Consider the following 14,576-nt stretch of genomic DNA (forward strand, 5'->3'; position numbering starts at 1 on the left):
GATGAGGGAAAACCTCACGTCCGGTTTGATGAAGGGGGAGCTGGGAAAGTAAAAGGAGGGCTTCCGCCCTCCAATGAAATTTCAGTTCTCTACTCTACCCCGGAGAATCGGGGTTGACAGAAAAGGCATCATCCTATATATTTGCTTTAGTGCTTAAAAGCGTATAAGCGTTGAAGCGTATACGCGTTAAACGACTAGGAGCGTGAACCGAATGATCGTCATTACTTCCCCTCATATCGCCGAAGAGCGCATCGCGGAAATCGTCCGCCATATCGAGAACACGGGCGTGCAAGCGCACGTATCCCGCGGCACCGACCGCACCGTTATCGGAATCATCGGCAAAGCCGAGCCTTCGCTCGCTGAGCATATACGTTCCATGAAAGGCGTCGAGAACGTCATCAAGATTTCCAAGTCCTACAAGCTGGCCAGCCGCGACTTCCATCCGGACAACACGATCATCGAAGTGAAAGGCGTCAAGATCGGCGGAGACGACCTTATCGTCATGGGCGGACCTTGCGCGGTGGAAACGCCGGAGCAGATCGACGAGATCGCGCGTCTTGTCAAAGCGGCCGGAGGCCAAGTGCTTCGCGGCGGCGCGTTCAAGCCTCGTACCGGTCCCTACAGCTTCCAGGGCATCGGCATCGAAGGACTGAAGTGGATGAAGGACGCCGGCGAGAAATACGGCCTTCTGACGATCACGGAAGTGATGGCTCCCGAATTCGTGGACGTGTGCGCGGAATACGCGGACATCATGCAAGTCGGCACGCGCAACATGCAGAACTTCGATTTGCTGCGCAAGCTGGGCACGATCCAGAACCCGGTTCTTCTCAAGCGCGGGTTCAGCTCGACTTACGACGAATGGCTGAACGCGGCGGAGTACATCCTCGCGGGCGGCAATCCTAACGTGATGTTATGCGAACGTGGAATCCGCACGTTCGAAACCTATACCCGCAATACGTTCGACTTGGCTGCGATCCCCGTGATTCAGCAGCTATCGCACTTGCCGGTCATCGCGGACCCTAGCCACGCGACGGGCCGCAGGGAGTTGGTGGAAACGATGACGAAAGCTTCCGTCGCCGCAGGCGCGAACGGCTTGATAATCGAGATGCACACCGACCCCGACAATTCGGCGACGGGAGACGGCGTTCAATCGTTGTTCCCGGACCAGTTCGCGAATCTGCTCAAGGAATTGGAGCAGTTAGCTCCGTTGCTCGGCAAGAAATTCGACACGAAAAAGGCGCCGGCAGAGGCTTTCGCGACCTGGCAGAAGTAAAAGTGCGATTCAAAAACAACGTAACGAACGCTTATCCCCGTGAGCGGTCGCTACGTTGTTTTTGCGTCCCGAAAAGCCTATCGCAATAGGGTTAAAGACGAATTATGAACATTTAATGAAGTTGTGAGCAATGCTCACATAGCCTCAAAAAATACCTTACATAAGTATTGACGCTCCTAATAGGTAGTTTTATAATAATTTCATAAGTTCGGTGAAAACTTGAACAATTGATCGGTTTCACACACTTAATGTTCGGAAATGGGGAGGAAATACAATGTCAGCTCAGCAAGTTTTGGATTTGATCAAGGAAAAGAATATCGAGTTCGTCGATTTCCGTTTTGTCGACCTTCTGGGTCGCGGACATCACATTACACTGCCTGCTACCGAAGTCGAAGCGGAAACTTTCGTTAACGGGGTAGCATTCGACGGTTCCTCGATTCACGGTTTCCGTGGCATCGAAGAATCCGATATGGTTATGATGCCGGATACGAATTCCGTATACGTCGATCCTTTCACTGCTCACGCTACGCTGATCGTCATCTGTAACATCCATACGCCGGACGGCCAACGTTATGAGCGCGACCCGCGTTCGATCGCTCACAAAGCGGAAGAGTACCTTCAATCTTCCGGAGTCGGCACGACGGCATTCTTCGCGCCTGAATCCGAATTCTTTATTTTCGACGACGTTCGTTACGAATCCACGATGAACTCTTCTTCCTTCTTCGTAGACTCCGAAGAAGCGGCTTGGAACACGAACCGAAAAGAAGAAGGCGGCAACCTTGGTTTCAAAGTCGGCGTCAAAGGCGGATACGTTCCGGTTGCTCCCGTTGACTCCCAGCAAGACATCCGCAGCGAAATGGTTCGCTTGATGCAAGAATCCGGCCTGCGCGTAGAGCGTCACCACCACGAAGTGGCGACTGCCGGCCAAGCGGAAATCAACTTCCGTTTCGACACGCTTACGACGACAGCTGACAACCTCATGAAATATAAATACATCGTGCACAACGTTGCTCGCCAATACGGCAAAGTCGCAACGTTCATGCCGAAGCCTCTCTTCGGAGACAACGGTAGCGGCATGCACGTTCACCAATCCATCTTCAACGAAGGCAACCCGCTGTTCTATGAAAAAGGCGGCTACGCTAACCTGAGCGAGATGGCTCTGCACTACATCGGCGGTATCCTGCACCATGCACCGGCTTTGATCGCGTTGACGAACCCGTCCACGAACTCGTTCAAACGTCTGGTTCCTGGTTACGAAGCGCCGGTTAACCTGGTTTACTCCAAAGGAAACCGTTCCGCAGCCGTTCGTATCCCGGTTGCAGCGGTTACGCCTAAAGGCTGCCGCATCGAGTTCCGTACGCCGGACTCCACGGCTAACCCTTACCTTGCTTTCGCGGCTATGCTGATGGCAGGTCTGGACGGCATCAAACGCAAAATCGATCCATCCGCATTGGGCTACGGTCCTTTCGACACGAACATCTACGAGCTTTCCGACGAGCAAAAGAAAGAAATCCGCAGCGTACCGGGCAACCTGGACGAAGCGCTTGACGCTCTCGAAGCCGACAACGAGTTCTTGACCGAAGGCGGCGTATTCACGAAAGAGTTCATCGAGAACTACGTTTCCGTGAAACGTTCCGAAGCGAAATCGGTTGCGATCCGTATCCACCCTTACGAGTACGGCCTCTACTTCGACTGCTAATCGGTCGATTCGAATGATAAGCTCCCTTCGGGGAGCTTTTTTCGCGTTCAAGATTCGATGTCGAATAGGCATCTTGATTCACTTCGTGATCAAAATCGGGCTTTATGAACAACCTCTACAATAAGCGGGCGCCGAGCGGGAAGGCGCCGATCGGTTCATAACTGGGCCGGCGGCCAAGGTGCGTTCGGAAGAGCGTCACCTCGGACGCCGGCCAGTTGTTCGGCTCGGCGGGGAGGGCTGACCGCCACGCCGCGCCGAGCGCCGCCGGATCGAAGCCGGCGGCCGCGTCGCGAGCGAGCGTCACGTGCGCGCGATAGGGTCTGGCCTCCGTAGCGAAGCCGGAGGCCTTCAGGCGCGAGCCCAGCGCCGCGTATAGCGCGGCGAGCGCCATAGGGGCGTCGCCGGCCGGAGCCCCGGAGGGCTCGGACAGGCCGCACCATAGCACGCGCGGCGCGGCGGACGGGCCGAACGTGCCCGGTCCCGCCAGCGCGAGCGTGAACGGCGCCGCGGCCGCCGCAGCTGCGGCGGTCAAGGCGGCAAGCTCCGGCACGCGGGATTCCGGCGTATCGCCGAGGAAATGCAGCGTGACGTGAAGGTCTTGCGGATGCATCCATTTGCGGAAGCGAATACCGGCGGCGTCGAGCGCGTTCATGGCGGCGACGAGTGCTTCCGTCGGTCCGTCGGGAAGTCGCATGCCGAGAAAAAGACGAAAATTATTCATAGATGGCACCGCTTTCGTTCGGAATTTAGCGATATTTTCTCCATTTGGAGTGGAGTTGATGGTTGCCCTTTGGAGTAAAGCTTTGTTATGATAAGCACTAACAATGCAAGTTGAACAACATATATGATTCTAGATAAGGTGGGAACAAGATGGCTAACCGCGCTTATAACTTCAACCCCGGTCCGGCGGCACTTCCCCTGGAAGTACTGGAACGAGCCCAACAGAAATTCGTCGAATTCGAGAACAGCGGCATGTCCCTGATGGAAATGTCCCATCGCGGAGCGATCTACGAGAAGGTGCATTTCGAAACGGAAGCTTTGCTCCGGGAGCTCATGTCCATTCCGGAAGGCTACAAAGTGCTGTTCGTCCAAGGCGGCGCGAGCACGCAATTCGCGATGGTTCCGATGAACCTGCTGCCCCCTGGCAAGACGGCGTCTTTCGTGGCGACTGGCAGCTGGGCGACGAAAGCGATCCAAGAAGCGAAGCTGTTCGGAGAGACGGCGATCGCGGCTTCCTCGGAAGCGGACGCTTATAAGCGCATTCCCGCCATCGGCGAATTGGAATACCCGTCCGACGCGGCTTACTTGCATATTACGTCGAACGAAACGATCGAAGGCACGCAGTGGGCGGAATACCCGGATACGGGAATCGTGCCGCTCGTCGCCGATTTGTCGAGCGATATTCTATGCCGTCCTATCGACGTGTCGAAGTTCGCTCTCATATATGCGGGCGCTCAGAAGAACCTTGGTCCGTCGGGCGTGACGATCGTCATCGTCCGCGAGGACCTGATCGCGAAGCCCTCGATTACGGTGGCGACGATGCTTCGCTACGATACGCACGCGAAGAACGATTCGCTGTACAACACGCCTCCGTCCTTCGCGATCTACATGGTCGGCGAAGTGCTGAAGTGGGTCAAGGAAAACGGCGGCGCGGCAGGCATGGAAGCCCGCAACCGCGAGAAAGCGGAGCTGCTGTACGCGGCGATCGACGGAAGCAACGGCTTCTACAACGGATTCGCGGACAAAGGCAGCCGTTCGATCATGAACGTCACGTTCACGCTTGGGAACAAAGACCTCGAAGGCGCGTTCGTCAAGGAATCCGAAACGCTCGGCTTCAGCGGCCTGAAAGGCCATCGCAGCGTCGGCGGCTTGCGCGCATCGATCTATAACGCGGTTCCCCTGGAGAGCGTCCAAGCGCTAGTGGCTTTCATGGCCGATTTCCAACGCCGCAACGGTTAATGGAAGACGTCGTCGCAGGCGACAAACTTCATACGGGCCATCCCATGGCCGACGTCGAAGAAATAGCGGACTTTTTTCGCCGCTATTTCTTCGATTTTTACCGAAGGAGGACGGAATTATGCCTTTCCATATCGTGCTCGTGAATCCGGAGATTCCCGCGAATACGGGCAATATCGCCAGAACGTGCGCCGCGACGGGCACCCATCTGCATCTCGTTCGTCCGCTCGGCTTCGACACGGACGACAAGACGCTGAAGAGAGCGGGCTTGGATTACTGGTACGCGGTTAACATTACGTATTACGACTCGTTCGAGGAAGTGCGGGCGGCGGCAGGCGGGGACGCCAGATTCTTCTTCGCGAGCACGCGCGTATCGAAGCGTTATTCGGACTTCTCGTTTCGCGACGGCGATTATTTCGTGTTCGGCCGGGAGACGAAAGGATTGCCTCAGGAACTGCTCGACGCCAACGAGGAGACGGGCATGCGCATTCCGATGACGGACAAAGTGCGCTCGCTGAATCTCGCGAATTCGGCGGCGATCGTCGTGTTCGAGGCGCTTAGGCAGAACGATTTTCCGCTAGAGTGAGACGATAGAACCAAAAAAGCGATTTCTAATCGACAAAATTCAATTTTCTTCGAGAATTTTCGCCATAATGTTGCACGATTTTAAGCAAATCCAAATCCGAGAAGGGTTTTGGACATTTGTTATAGAACGATATAGAGTGGCTAAAAGGTTTCGAGAGATCACTACTAGCTAGAATAGCGTATGAATGGAGGTACAGCATTGAAACCTGCAGGCGTAGTTCGTAAAGTGGACCAATTGGGCCGCATCGTCCTTCCGAAATCGTTGCGTAAACGATATCAAATGAACGAAGGCGACCCGGTTGAAATTCTGGTCCAAGGAGACCATATTATTCTGGAACGTTATCGGCCTCGTTGCGTGTTCTGTTCTTCGATGGAAGGCGTCGGAGAGTTCAAGGAGCGTTACGTATGCGCTTCTTGCGTCAAGGACATGCACGGACTGTAAACATAACCGGCACAAAGAAGCCGTCCCCGATGGGGACGGCTTCTTTGTCGTCGGATCATGGAGGACGGCGTCCGTCCGCTCCGAGCTATTAAAGTCCTTTGGTCTTATCTTCGTTATAAGATGACGTCAAGATGGCGACGACAAATAGAACGAGAACGAGAATAACGATCCAGAACTTGTTGGACATTCCGAACAGTTTGAGTTGCTCCGCTGCATCCTGAGCCGCTTCTGCGAGAAACATTTTCCACACCTCCGCTTGACTATCCTTATTATAACCAACGCCCGGAAAAAAGAAAACGCAAAATGTTGTGACAATCTGACGGCGGTCATATAAATGAACCAAGGCCGAGATCTTCAAGGGAGGGGAGAGCCTTGAGTTCGATGATCAACTGGATGGGCGGATGGCCCAAGGATGGCTTGATGTCGGCGGCCGATTGGGAAGAGCGCGTGGAGGCCGCGGCCGCGATCGCCGCCACGGAACGGCTCGGCGCGTTCGAACGAAAATCCGAGCCTTACGGGGAGAAGCTTCGGATGCAGCTCGCGCAAGGCGTGTTGAAGGGACGGACGGGCGGCAACGGCGGTCTGGTGAAAGTGACGCAGGGGGCGGACGGCGCGCTCGCGTGGATCGCGGAGCAGCTTCTTCGGCCGGGAGATACGGTGCTGACGGAGAAATTGACGTCGAGGTCGGCTTTGCAAATCTTCCGCAAAGCGGGATTAAAGACGGAGGCGGTCACGGGGGATCGGCGGGGCATGGACCCCGAAGCCTTAACGACGGCGTTGTTCCGGCATCGGCCCAAAATGGTGTATGTCGCGCCGGCTTGCACGGACCCCGAAGGAACGTCGTGGAGGCCGGAGCAGCGCGCGGCCTGCCAAGCGAGGTGCTCGGAAGCCGGCGTGCTGCTCGTGACGGACGATAGGCAGGAGATGCTTCTCTACGAACCGGAGGCGGTACGACAGACGAGAAGACCCGATCCCGGCGTCTTGTCGATCGGCCAGCTTCCTCCGGGGCTCGTCGCGGGATTACGCATCGGATGGATCGCGGGCCAGACGGACCGTTGGGGAAAATCGGCGGTCAACGCTTCGGCATCCACGGCGGAACCGCGCTCTAACGCATTGGAGATGCGGGCTTTGTCCCGGCTGATCGACGAACAACCGCTCGAGCCTTTGCTCGAAATGCTGCGCGTGCAATGCGGGGAACGGATGAAGCGGATGACGGACCTGCTGTCGCGTAAGCGCATACCCGACATGTCTTGGCTCGAGCCTCGCGGAGGGTTGCATCTGTGGGTGACGTTGCCGCATGGACTGGACGGCGAAGCGCTGCTTAAATCCGCATGGTTAAAAGGGTTGATCTTCCAACCCGGCGCTCCTTATTACGTGAAAGACGCTCGAGCGAACACGATTCGGCTGACGTTCGCCTTCTCGGACGAACGCCAGATGAAGCAAGGCTTGGCAAGGCTCGCCGAAAGCATGGAAGAATTCACGGGACGCTGGTCGAGAAGCTAGAAGTCGCCGCCGGTCGCGTACAGCCGGCCGTCCCGTTCTTCGACGCTTCGCCTCATGAGCCGTTCGCCCTGGACGTTCAAGCACGCGCCTTCGGCGGCGTCGAACGTCCAGAAGTGAAGGGGGCAGATCAGCATGCCGTTCATCGGGCGGATGTCTCCCCCGGCGTGGGGGCAGACGGCCATGAGCAGGCGATAGCCTTCCCCGGGGACGCGGACAAGCCAATACGGCGTATGATCGATCGTTACTTCGGCGGGGAAAGATTCGTAATCGTCGGCTGCTCCAAGATCGTAGCGTTCTTCCCTCATTAGGCGATTCCCTCGCCTTCCGCGGTAGATTCGTCGCCGGCGGTAACCGTCGATATAGTCGGCTCGCTCTCATCGCCGGAGGGCGGCAACGTCAAGGCATATTCCGTCGCCCACGGGAACCGGTTCGCCCAGAGGCGCGTAATCTCGGCGTATTCGGCCAACGCGGCTTGCCCTGCGGCGGAGATGCCGTACGAACCTTTGGCGAGGTGGACGAACCAGCCGTAATAATTGTCCCGAAGCAAAGCGGCCGCCGTCGGACAATTCGTCCGGTCCCTCACGTGCCGCGGCGCGGAAGGGCCATGGCATTGCAGGGCGAGCGCGCACTGGATCGACTTCTCCCTGTAGGCGGTCATCAGCTTGCGCTTCGTGCTGCCTCCGACGTTGTAGTCTCCGCTACGGGCGTGGAACTCCTTGCGCAGCTTCTCGGCTTTGGCTTTGGAGCGACGGGCGGGCTGGTTGGGCGCGTACGCCGCGGGCGCTTCCGCGACGACCTGGAGCGGGGTCGCGACGGCGGATGCGACCGGGCTCTTGCCGGCCGGGCTACTCTTGCCCGGGGGCTCGCACCACACGTCGATGACCGGTTTCTTCGTTTTGTAAAACGTAACCGTCAAGAAGCCGAGTTGCAGCCTGCGGCAGAGGGCGGTAATTTCGCCGAAGCGCTGGTTATGGGCGCCTTTCTTCGTTCGGTTGCGCTCGACGGCCAGCCAAACGTCGGCGCCGGTCTTCTGCCGGTCGACGCCTTGGAGCAGCAACGGAAGCGTGAACGTTTTCTTCATCTCGACGATGACCGGGTCCGGAAGATCCGCGCGGAAAGCGACGAGATCGCAACCGCGGACTTCTGCTTTGACTTCGAAGCCGCGTTCCTCGAAGAACCTTTTGACCGGGGGATACAGCTCGGTTTCGTTCTGGACGGCCAATCGTCATTCCTCCTTGCGGTCGGCGCATTGCTCGTTACCGCCATTATAGCATAACGTTCCTTTTCGATTGACGGCCCGTCCGGAGAATGTTAGGTCAAATTCGTCCGATCGTCCGCATAAGAATGTATTACGTCGACGCATTAGAGAAAGACGCGAGGAGGAAGCGGCATGGACATCTTCAGCCGGATCTCGGAATTTCGGGCCGAGAGCGAGAAACTTAGCTGGTCGGGGACGTTTCGGGATTACATCGATCTACTTCGCCGCGATAACGCTCCGGCGATGACCGCTCATGCCCGGGTTTACGATATGATCGTGTCCCATGGCGTGGAGGAGCGGGGAGGGAGTAAAAAATATACGTTTTTCAACTCGGAGATTTTCGGGTTGGACCAGACGATCGAGAAGCTCGTCGAAGAGTATTTCCACTCGGCCGCGCGAAGGCTCGACGTTCGCAAACGGATCCTGCTGCTGATGGGGCCGGTATCCGGAGGCAAGTCGACGATCGTCACGATGTTGAAGAAGGGTCTGGAACAGTTTTCGCGGTCGGAGAGGGGAGCGGTTTACGCGATCAAGGGCTGCCCGATGCAGGAGGATCCGCTCCATCTCATTCCCGGGGAGCTCCGGCAAGAGGTGCAGCAGGAGCTCGGCGTGCGCATCGAAGGCGACTTGTGCCCGTCCTGCCAGATGCGCCTGCGTACCGAATTCGACGGGGAAATCGAGCGGGTTCCGATCGAGCGGGTGCTCATATCGGAGAAAAACCGGGTCGGCATCGGCACGTTCAGCCCTTCGGATCCCAAATCGCAGGATATCGCGGATTTGACGGGGAGCATCGACTTCTCGACGATTACCGAATACGGCTCAGAGTCTGACCCGCGCGCTTACCGCTTCGACGGGGAGTTGAACAAGGCGAACCGGGGGCTGATGGAATTCCAGGAGATGCTGAAATGCGACGAGAAGTTTCTGTGGAATTTGTTGTCGCTGACGCAGGAGGGGAACTTCAAGGCGGGAAGGTTCGCGTTGATCTCGGCCGACGAGATGATCGTCGCGCATACGAACGAATCGGAGTACAAGGCGTTCATCTCGAACAAGAAAAACGAAGCGCTCCAGTCGCGGATGATCGTCATGCCGATCCCGTACAACCTGAAAGTGTCCGCCGAAGAGAAGATCTACACGAAGCTGATCGGGCAATCCGACATGAGCCACGTGCATATCGCGCCGCACGCGCTGCGGGCCGCCGCTATTTTCTCCATACTTACCCGGTTGAAGGAATCGAAGAAGCAAGGCATGGACCTCGTCAAGAAGATGCGGATGTACGACGGGGAAGAGGTAGAGGGCTACAAGGAAGCCGATCTGAAAGAGATGCAGAACGAATTCGTCGAAGAGGGCATGTCGGGTATCGATCCCCGTTACGTCATCAACCGGATATCGAGCGCGCTCATCAAACACGATCTTCCATGCATTAACGCGCTCGACGTGCTGAGGGCGCTGAAAGACGGTCTCGACCAACATCCGTCGATTACGCGCGAGGAGCGGGAGAAGTATTTGAATTTTATTTCCGTCGCGCGCAAAGAATACGATAACCTGGCGAAGAAAGAAATCCAGAAGGCGTTCGTCTATTCGTTCGAAGAATCCGCGCGCACGTTGTTCGAGAACTATCTCGACAATATCGAGGCGTATTGCAATTGGTCGAAAATCAAAGACCCGCTGACCGGCGAGGAGATGGATCCGGACGAGAGGCTGATGCGTTCCATCGAGGAGCAGATCGGCATATCGGAGAACGCGAAGAAGGCGTTCCGGGAAGAAATACTGATTCGGATATCCGCGTATTCCCGCAAAGGGAAAAAATTCGATTACAGCATGCACGACCGCTTGCGCGAGGCGATCGAGAAGAAGCTGTTCACCGACCTGAAGGACATCGTGAAAATCACGACGTCCACGAAGACGCCGGACGAAAGCCAATTGAAGCGCATCAACGAAGTGACGAAACGGCTGATCGACGAGCATCACTACTGCCCCAATTGCGCGAACGAGCTGCTTCGCTACGTCGGCAGCTTGTTGAACCGTTAACGGACGGCATAAGAAGAGACCCGAATTCGCAGGCTGGATCGCCTACGGATCGGGTCTCTATGCGTTGGCCGACTTGGTTTACTTCAAGGCTTTCGTCAGCTTGTCCGATAAGGTATGCCCGTAATCTTGGCTCATTTCCCAGATCATGGCCCCGGCCAATCCTTTGCTCTTGATATAGCCGGCTTTGTATCCGATCGATTCGGGATCCTCGTAGGAAATGAAGGTTCCGCCGTTAGCCGCGCTATACAGCCAAGGCGTCTTCGAGCTGTCGTTCCAGTAACGAACGAAGCCGTTGCCGGCCGTCCAGCCTTTGCCGACGAGGTTACCGTATTCGTGCACGCCGTCCGCGAGAACGCCTTTGGCGACGCCGGCGCAATCTTGGTACATCGCGAGATTGTCCGTGCCGCAACCCGTCCAACTGCGACCGTAGAAAGGAATGCCCAGAACGAGCTTGCTCGCCGGGGCTCCCGCTTTGATATAGGCTTTTACCGTATAATCGGCGTTGTTCTTGGCGCTGACCGGGTCCGCGGGATCCGCGTAAAGCGGCGCGTTATGGTTGCTTCTGCTCTCCCAGTCCCCGTGGTAGTCGTAAGTCATGAGACTGATCCAATCGACGATGCCGGCGATGTTGCCGACTTCCAGTTGATTCGCGTTCGCTTGGGAAGCACCCGCGGCAATCGTCAGCAAATACGTTTTCCCGTCCTTGGCTCCGGCCGCGTCCAGCTTGTCTCTAATCGCCTGAAGCAACAGCGTGAAGTTTTTCTTGTCTTCAGGACGGGTCTTGTTGCCGGGTAAGCCGCCGGACACCGGATACTCCCAATCGAGGTCGACGCCGTCGAAACCGTTCTGGCGAATGAATTGCACGGCGCTGTCGGCGAATAGATTACGAGAGTAGATAGACGCGGCGGCGTCAGAGAAGCGCCCGGACCATGTCCATCCGCCGACGCTGATGAGCGTCTTGAGCTTCGGATTCGCCTGCTTCAGCTTACGGAGGGCGGCGAAGTTCGTCTTGTCCGCGTCGGGGTCTCCCAGCGCGATTCGTCCGTCTGCGATGTTCGCGAAGGCGTAGTTGATATGCGTGATTCCGGACGTCGCCAGCTTGGCGACGTCGTATTCCTGATAGAGCGCCCAGGCCGGATAATAACCGATGATCTTGTAAGAGGAGGTGGGCTTCGAAGATTCTGCAGGTTTAGAAGGCGCCGCAGGCTCCGTAGACTTCGGAGACGGGGCTTGACCCCCGCCGGTTGCGGAGACGAGCGCGATCAAGCGCGCATCGGCGTCCCATAGCAGATTAAATTGCAGCAAGGAAGCGAACGGCCGCACGGGCAGGAAAAGCTTCGAGCCTTGAAGCACGGGAGTGGCGGCCAACGTGCGCGCGTTGCCGTTCACGTAAGCGGTCTTGCTGCCGATGGCCATGTCGACTGTCAAGCCGATCTTATAAAATCTGACTTTGCGCGCGTCGAGCCAGCTGATCGACAGCCCTATCGCCTGCATCAGAGGTCTTGTCTCGACGTATGTAACGCCGTTTAGCGAGATCGGGGCATTGGCGAATCGGACGGCGTCTCCGTCGTAAGTGACCCTGATGTCGTTATCCGCTAGACCGTCTTGCATCGGAAATAAGATAAAAGCGGCGAGAATTAATAGAATAACGAAGCCGAGTCTCGGTAAGTAACGTTTCATGTCCATCTCTCCCGGAAGTCGATTCTAGTAGCTCAACTCTATTTTCCGGGAGAGGAACGATTGGGGTAAAGGCAATAATAGTGGAAACGAAGGGGGATTTACCCTGCGATTTTGGGGATAAGAATGCGGAACATTGTCGTGCCATGGCCGTTCTCGGCGGTTTCCGTGAGGAGCTGCAGCTCGCCATTATAATGTTTGACGCGTTCGTTAACGATGGCAAGCCCTAGACCGGAGTGGCCTTCGCCCTTGGTCGTGAAACCGGGAGCGAAAATCCGTTCCTTCTCGGCCGCGGTTATAACGCGTCCTTCGTTCGATACGGCAAGCTCGATCAGATTGTTCGTGTCAATCCGAATGGAGGCATGCACGCGGCGTCGTTCGGATGGCAGATGGATCGACTCGTCGAACGCGTTGTCCACGAGATTGCCGATAATCTTGATAATGTCGATGACTTTAACGGTCGTCTCTTGGACGTTCCATTGATCCGGCAACTCGCATGAGAACGCGATCCCCTTGCCGATCGCGACGGTCGTCTTCGCCTGCGCGAACGCGGCGAGCGCGGGAGAAGAATGATTCGCGATCTCGCTTACGCTTCGCGTTTCTTTCACGAGTTCGGCGGAGTAATTTTTGAGCTGCTCGAGCTTGCCCATTTGCGCCATCGTATGGATAACCTGAACGTGGTTCAGGAAGTCGTGCCTCTGTCCGCGTATCGACGTGAACATGTCGTTGATCTCTTCCACATACAATTCTTGCGTCATCCGCGCCGCCTGCTCTCTCGTGCGGACGAGCAACCGAACGATAGAGACGAGGGCGAGTAGACTGACGAGGATGAGGATGTAGATGAGGACTGCAATAAGGGCTGTATCGAATTTTTCAGTAGTTATTTGAAATACCTGAAGCGTTCCAAGCAATACGAACTGCAAGCTAATCAATACGATAACATTGGCGAATGCCATCTTTTCACCGCTCAATAGGCTTGACAAAGTGTTTTTGAGTGAGGAATATCCGGCTTTATTTATGAACCAAGATGCAACTAATAGCAAAATGAATTCGGGGTAATAGATGCCCATCATTGAGATTAAATGGGTATCGAACATTTCTTCACGCGAAGTAAGATGGAGTAAATATACAGCCAAAAGGGTTGAGATCACATCTAGAATAATGGCGACCAAAAAAACGAAAAGCAATAATAAAAGCCGTTTTTTAACGGAAAATTCTTTGAAAATGAGGCTGACTAAAATCAAAGACATGACGACGGAGTTCAATAGATGAAATTTGACAGGTATGAAATATATAAATGAGTCCGTATACACGGAATGCAAAATAGTAAAAAGAGCAATTCTCTTAAATAGTTTATTGGGTTTAGGTTTTATAAATGAAAAACAAAATACCCACAGAACGAATGTCTGGGGAATAGATATAAATATATCAAGTTTCAGAAATTGATAAAAGCTTTCCATGATGTATCGCCCTTTGTATTGTTATTGGGTCTGCTTAGCCATGCAGAATTACGGGGATTGAGATGGAAAACGTTGTCATTCCGAGTAGATTATCAGATTTCATATCCAACGTGCCTTTATAATGTTTGACTCTTTCAAGAACGACGGCTAAACCGAGTCCCGAGTGTCCTTCTCCCTTGGTCGTGTAACCAGGCAGAAAAATGCGCTCTAATTCTTTTGAATCGAGAAAGCGGCCCTTGTTCGTAACGGTGATCTCAATTATACTCTCTATTTTGTTAAGGACGATAGAGGCATGTACTTTGCGTTGTTCAGGAGAAAGCGTCATACTTTCGTCGAATGCGTTATCAACGAGATTTCCGATGATTTTGACGATGTCTATCGACTTAACGATTGTTTCTTGGGGGTTCCAATCTGTCGGAAGATCATAAGTAAACGCAATTCCTTTGCCAATGGATACCGTAATCTTCGCCCGGATGAATGCCGCAAGAGCCGGTGAAGTATGATGCACGATTTCGCTTACGTCGTGGGTCTCCTTTACGAGTTCGGCGGAATACGACTTAAGTTGTTCGAACTTGCCCATCTGCGCCATTGTATGGATGACCTGAACATGGTTCAGAAAATCGTGTCGCTGCCCGCGAATTGACGTGAACATATCGTTGATTTCCTCGACGTACACCTCCTGAGTCATCCGCACT

The 14,576-nt window shown here is 55.2% G+C and carries 14 protein-coding genes; 7 read left to right on the top strand and 7 right to left on the bottom strand.

All coding sequences use genetic code 11. The features are described 5' to 3' along the window. The first annotated feature begins 211 nt into the window (after positions 1-211). Both aroF and glnA read left to right on the top strand, forming a co-directional pair. On the top strand, positions 212-1,273 hold the full coding sequence (aroF, locus tag ACFPPD_RS13755; RefSeq protein ID WP_209749689.1) for a 3-deoxy-7-phosphoheptulonate synthase: 1,062 nt from the start codon (positions 212-214) through the stop codon (positions 1,271-1,273). A gap of 274 nt (positions 1,274-1,547) precedes the next feature. Beyond that, on the top strand, positions 1,548-2,972 hold the full coding sequence (glnA, locus tag ACFPPD_RS13760; RefSeq protein WP_209749688.1) for a type I glutamate--ammonia ligase: 1,425 nt from the start codon (positions 1,548-1,550) through the stop codon (positions 2,970-2,972). 115 nt (positions 2,973-3,087) lie between these two features. On the opposite strand, the gene thpR is transcribed toward glnA, so the two are convergent. Continuing rightward, the gene (thpR, locus tag ACFPPD_RS13765; protein WP_209749687.1) at positions 3,088-3,693 is read right to left on the bottom strand and encodes an RNA 2',3'-cyclic phosphodiesterase; all 606 of its coding nucleotides are present in this window, start codon (positions 3,691-3,693) and stop codon (positions 3,088-3,090) included. A gap of 149 nt (positions 3,694-3,842) precedes the next feature. Between thpR and serC the strand changes: the two genes are divergently transcribed. The 3 genes from serC to ACFPPD_RS13780 all read left to right on the top strand — a co-directional run bounded on the left by serC (position 3,843) and on the right by ACFPPD_RS13780 (position 5,955). Further along, complete coding sequence (gene serC / locus ACFPPD_RS13770) at positions 3,843-4,931, top strand: 3-phosphoserine/phosphohydroxythreonine transaminase (protein ID WP_209749686.1); 1,089 nt, start codon at positions 3,843-3,845, stop codon at positions 4,929-4,931. Between the two features lie 118 nt (positions 4,932-5,049). Beyond that, positions 5,050-5,514 (top strand): tRNA (uridine(34)/cytosine(34)/5-carboxymethylaminomethyluridine(34)-2'-O)-methyltransferase TrmL, encoded by a 465-nt coding sequence (gene trmL / locus ACFPPD_RS13775; RefSeq protein WP_209749685.1) that lies wholly within the window; start codon positions 5,050-5,052, stop codon positions 5,512-5,514. Between the two features lie 198 nt (positions 5,515-5,712). Then, positions 5,713-5,955, top strand: coding sequence for an AbrB/MazE/SpoVT family DNA-binding domain-containing protein (locus ACFPPD_RS13780; protein WP_115992011.1), 243 nt, complete (start codon positions 5,713-5,715; stop codon positions 5,953-5,955). A gap of 88 nt (positions 5,956-6,043) precedes the next feature. Here ACFPPD_RS13780 and ACFPPD_RS13785 read toward each other — a convergent pair whose 3' ends face one another. After that, positions 6,044-6,196, bottom strand: a complete 153-nt coding sequence (locus ACFPPD_RS13785) for a hypothetical protein (RefSeq protein ID WP_209749693.1) — start codon at positions 6,194-6,196, stop codon at positions 6,044-6,046. Positions 6,197-6,336: 140 nt separating this feature from the next. On the opposite strand from ACFPPD_RS13785, the gene ACFPPD_RS13790 reads away from it, so the two are divergent. Next, on the top strand, positions 6,337-7,458 hold the full coding sequence (locus tag ACFPPD_RS13790; protein ID WP_378082516.1) for an aminotransferase class I/II-fold pyridoxal phosphate-dependent enzyme: 1,122 nt from the start codon (positions 6,337-6,339) through the stop codon (positions 7,456-7,458). Here ACFPPD_RS13790 and ACFPPD_RS13795 read toward each other — a convergent pair. Both ACFPPD_RS13795 and ACFPPD_RS13800 read right to left on the bottom strand, forming a co-directional pair. Next, entirely contained in the window at positions 7,455-7,763 is a 309-nt protein-coding gene (locus tag ACFPPD_RS13795) for a Rieske (2Fe-2S) protein (RefSeq protein WP_209749683.1), read from the bottom strand. The genes ACFPPD_RS13790 and ACFPPD_RS13795 overlap by 4 nt on opposite strands. Further along, positions 7,763-8,680: a DUF2161 domain-containing phosphodiesterase gene (locus ACFPPD_RS13800; protein WP_209749682.1), complete on the bottom strand. Its 918-nt coding sequence runs from the start codon at positions 8,678-8,680 to the stop codon at positions 7,763-7,765. The genes ACFPPD_RS13795 and ACFPPD_RS13800 overlap by 1 nt, the downstream gene beginning before the upstream one ends. Before the next feature lie 168 nt (positions 8,681-8,848). Between ACFPPD_RS13800 and ACFPPD_RS13805 the strand changes: the two genes are divergently transcribed. Next, on the top strand, positions 8,849-10,744 hold the full coding sequence (locus tag ACFPPD_RS13805; protein WP_209749681.1) for a PrkA family serine protein kinase: 1,896 nt from the start codon (positions 8,849-8,851) through the stop codon (positions 10,742-10,744). A 78-nt stretch (positions 10,745-10,822) separates the two neighbouring features. On the opposite strand, the gene ACFPPD_RS13810 is transcribed toward ACFPPD_RS13805, so the two are convergent. From ACFPPD_RS13810 to ACFPPD_RS13820, 3 genes are all read right to left on the bottom strand, one after another. Then, positions 10,823-12,424: a glycosyl hydrolase family 18 protein gene (locus ACFPPD_RS13810; protein ID WP_209749680.1), complete on the bottom strand. Its 1,602-nt coding sequence runs from the start codon at positions 12,422-12,424 to the stop codon at positions 10,823-10,825. 98 nt (positions 12,425-12,522) lie between these two features. Beyond that, complete coding sequence (locus tag ACFPPD_RS13815) at positions 12,523-13,377, bottom strand: sensor histidine kinase (protein WP_209749679.1); 855 nt, start codon at positions 13,375-13,377, stop codon at positions 12,523-12,525. A gap of 538 nt (positions 13,378-13,915) precedes the next feature. Further along, the gene (locus ACFPPD_RS13820; protein ID WP_209749678.1) at positions 13,916-14,569 is read right to left on the bottom strand and encodes a sensor histidine kinase; all 654 of its coding nucleotides are present in this window, start codon (positions 14,567-14,569) and stop codon (positions 13,916-13,918) included. Between the last annotated feature and the right edge of the window lie 7 nt (positions 14,570-14,576).

It is taken from the genome of Cohnella suwonensis, assembly GCF_042655365.1.
Taxonomy (GTDB): Bacteria; Bacillota; Bacilli; order Paenibacillales; family Paenibacillaceae; genus Cohnella; species Cohnella suwonensis.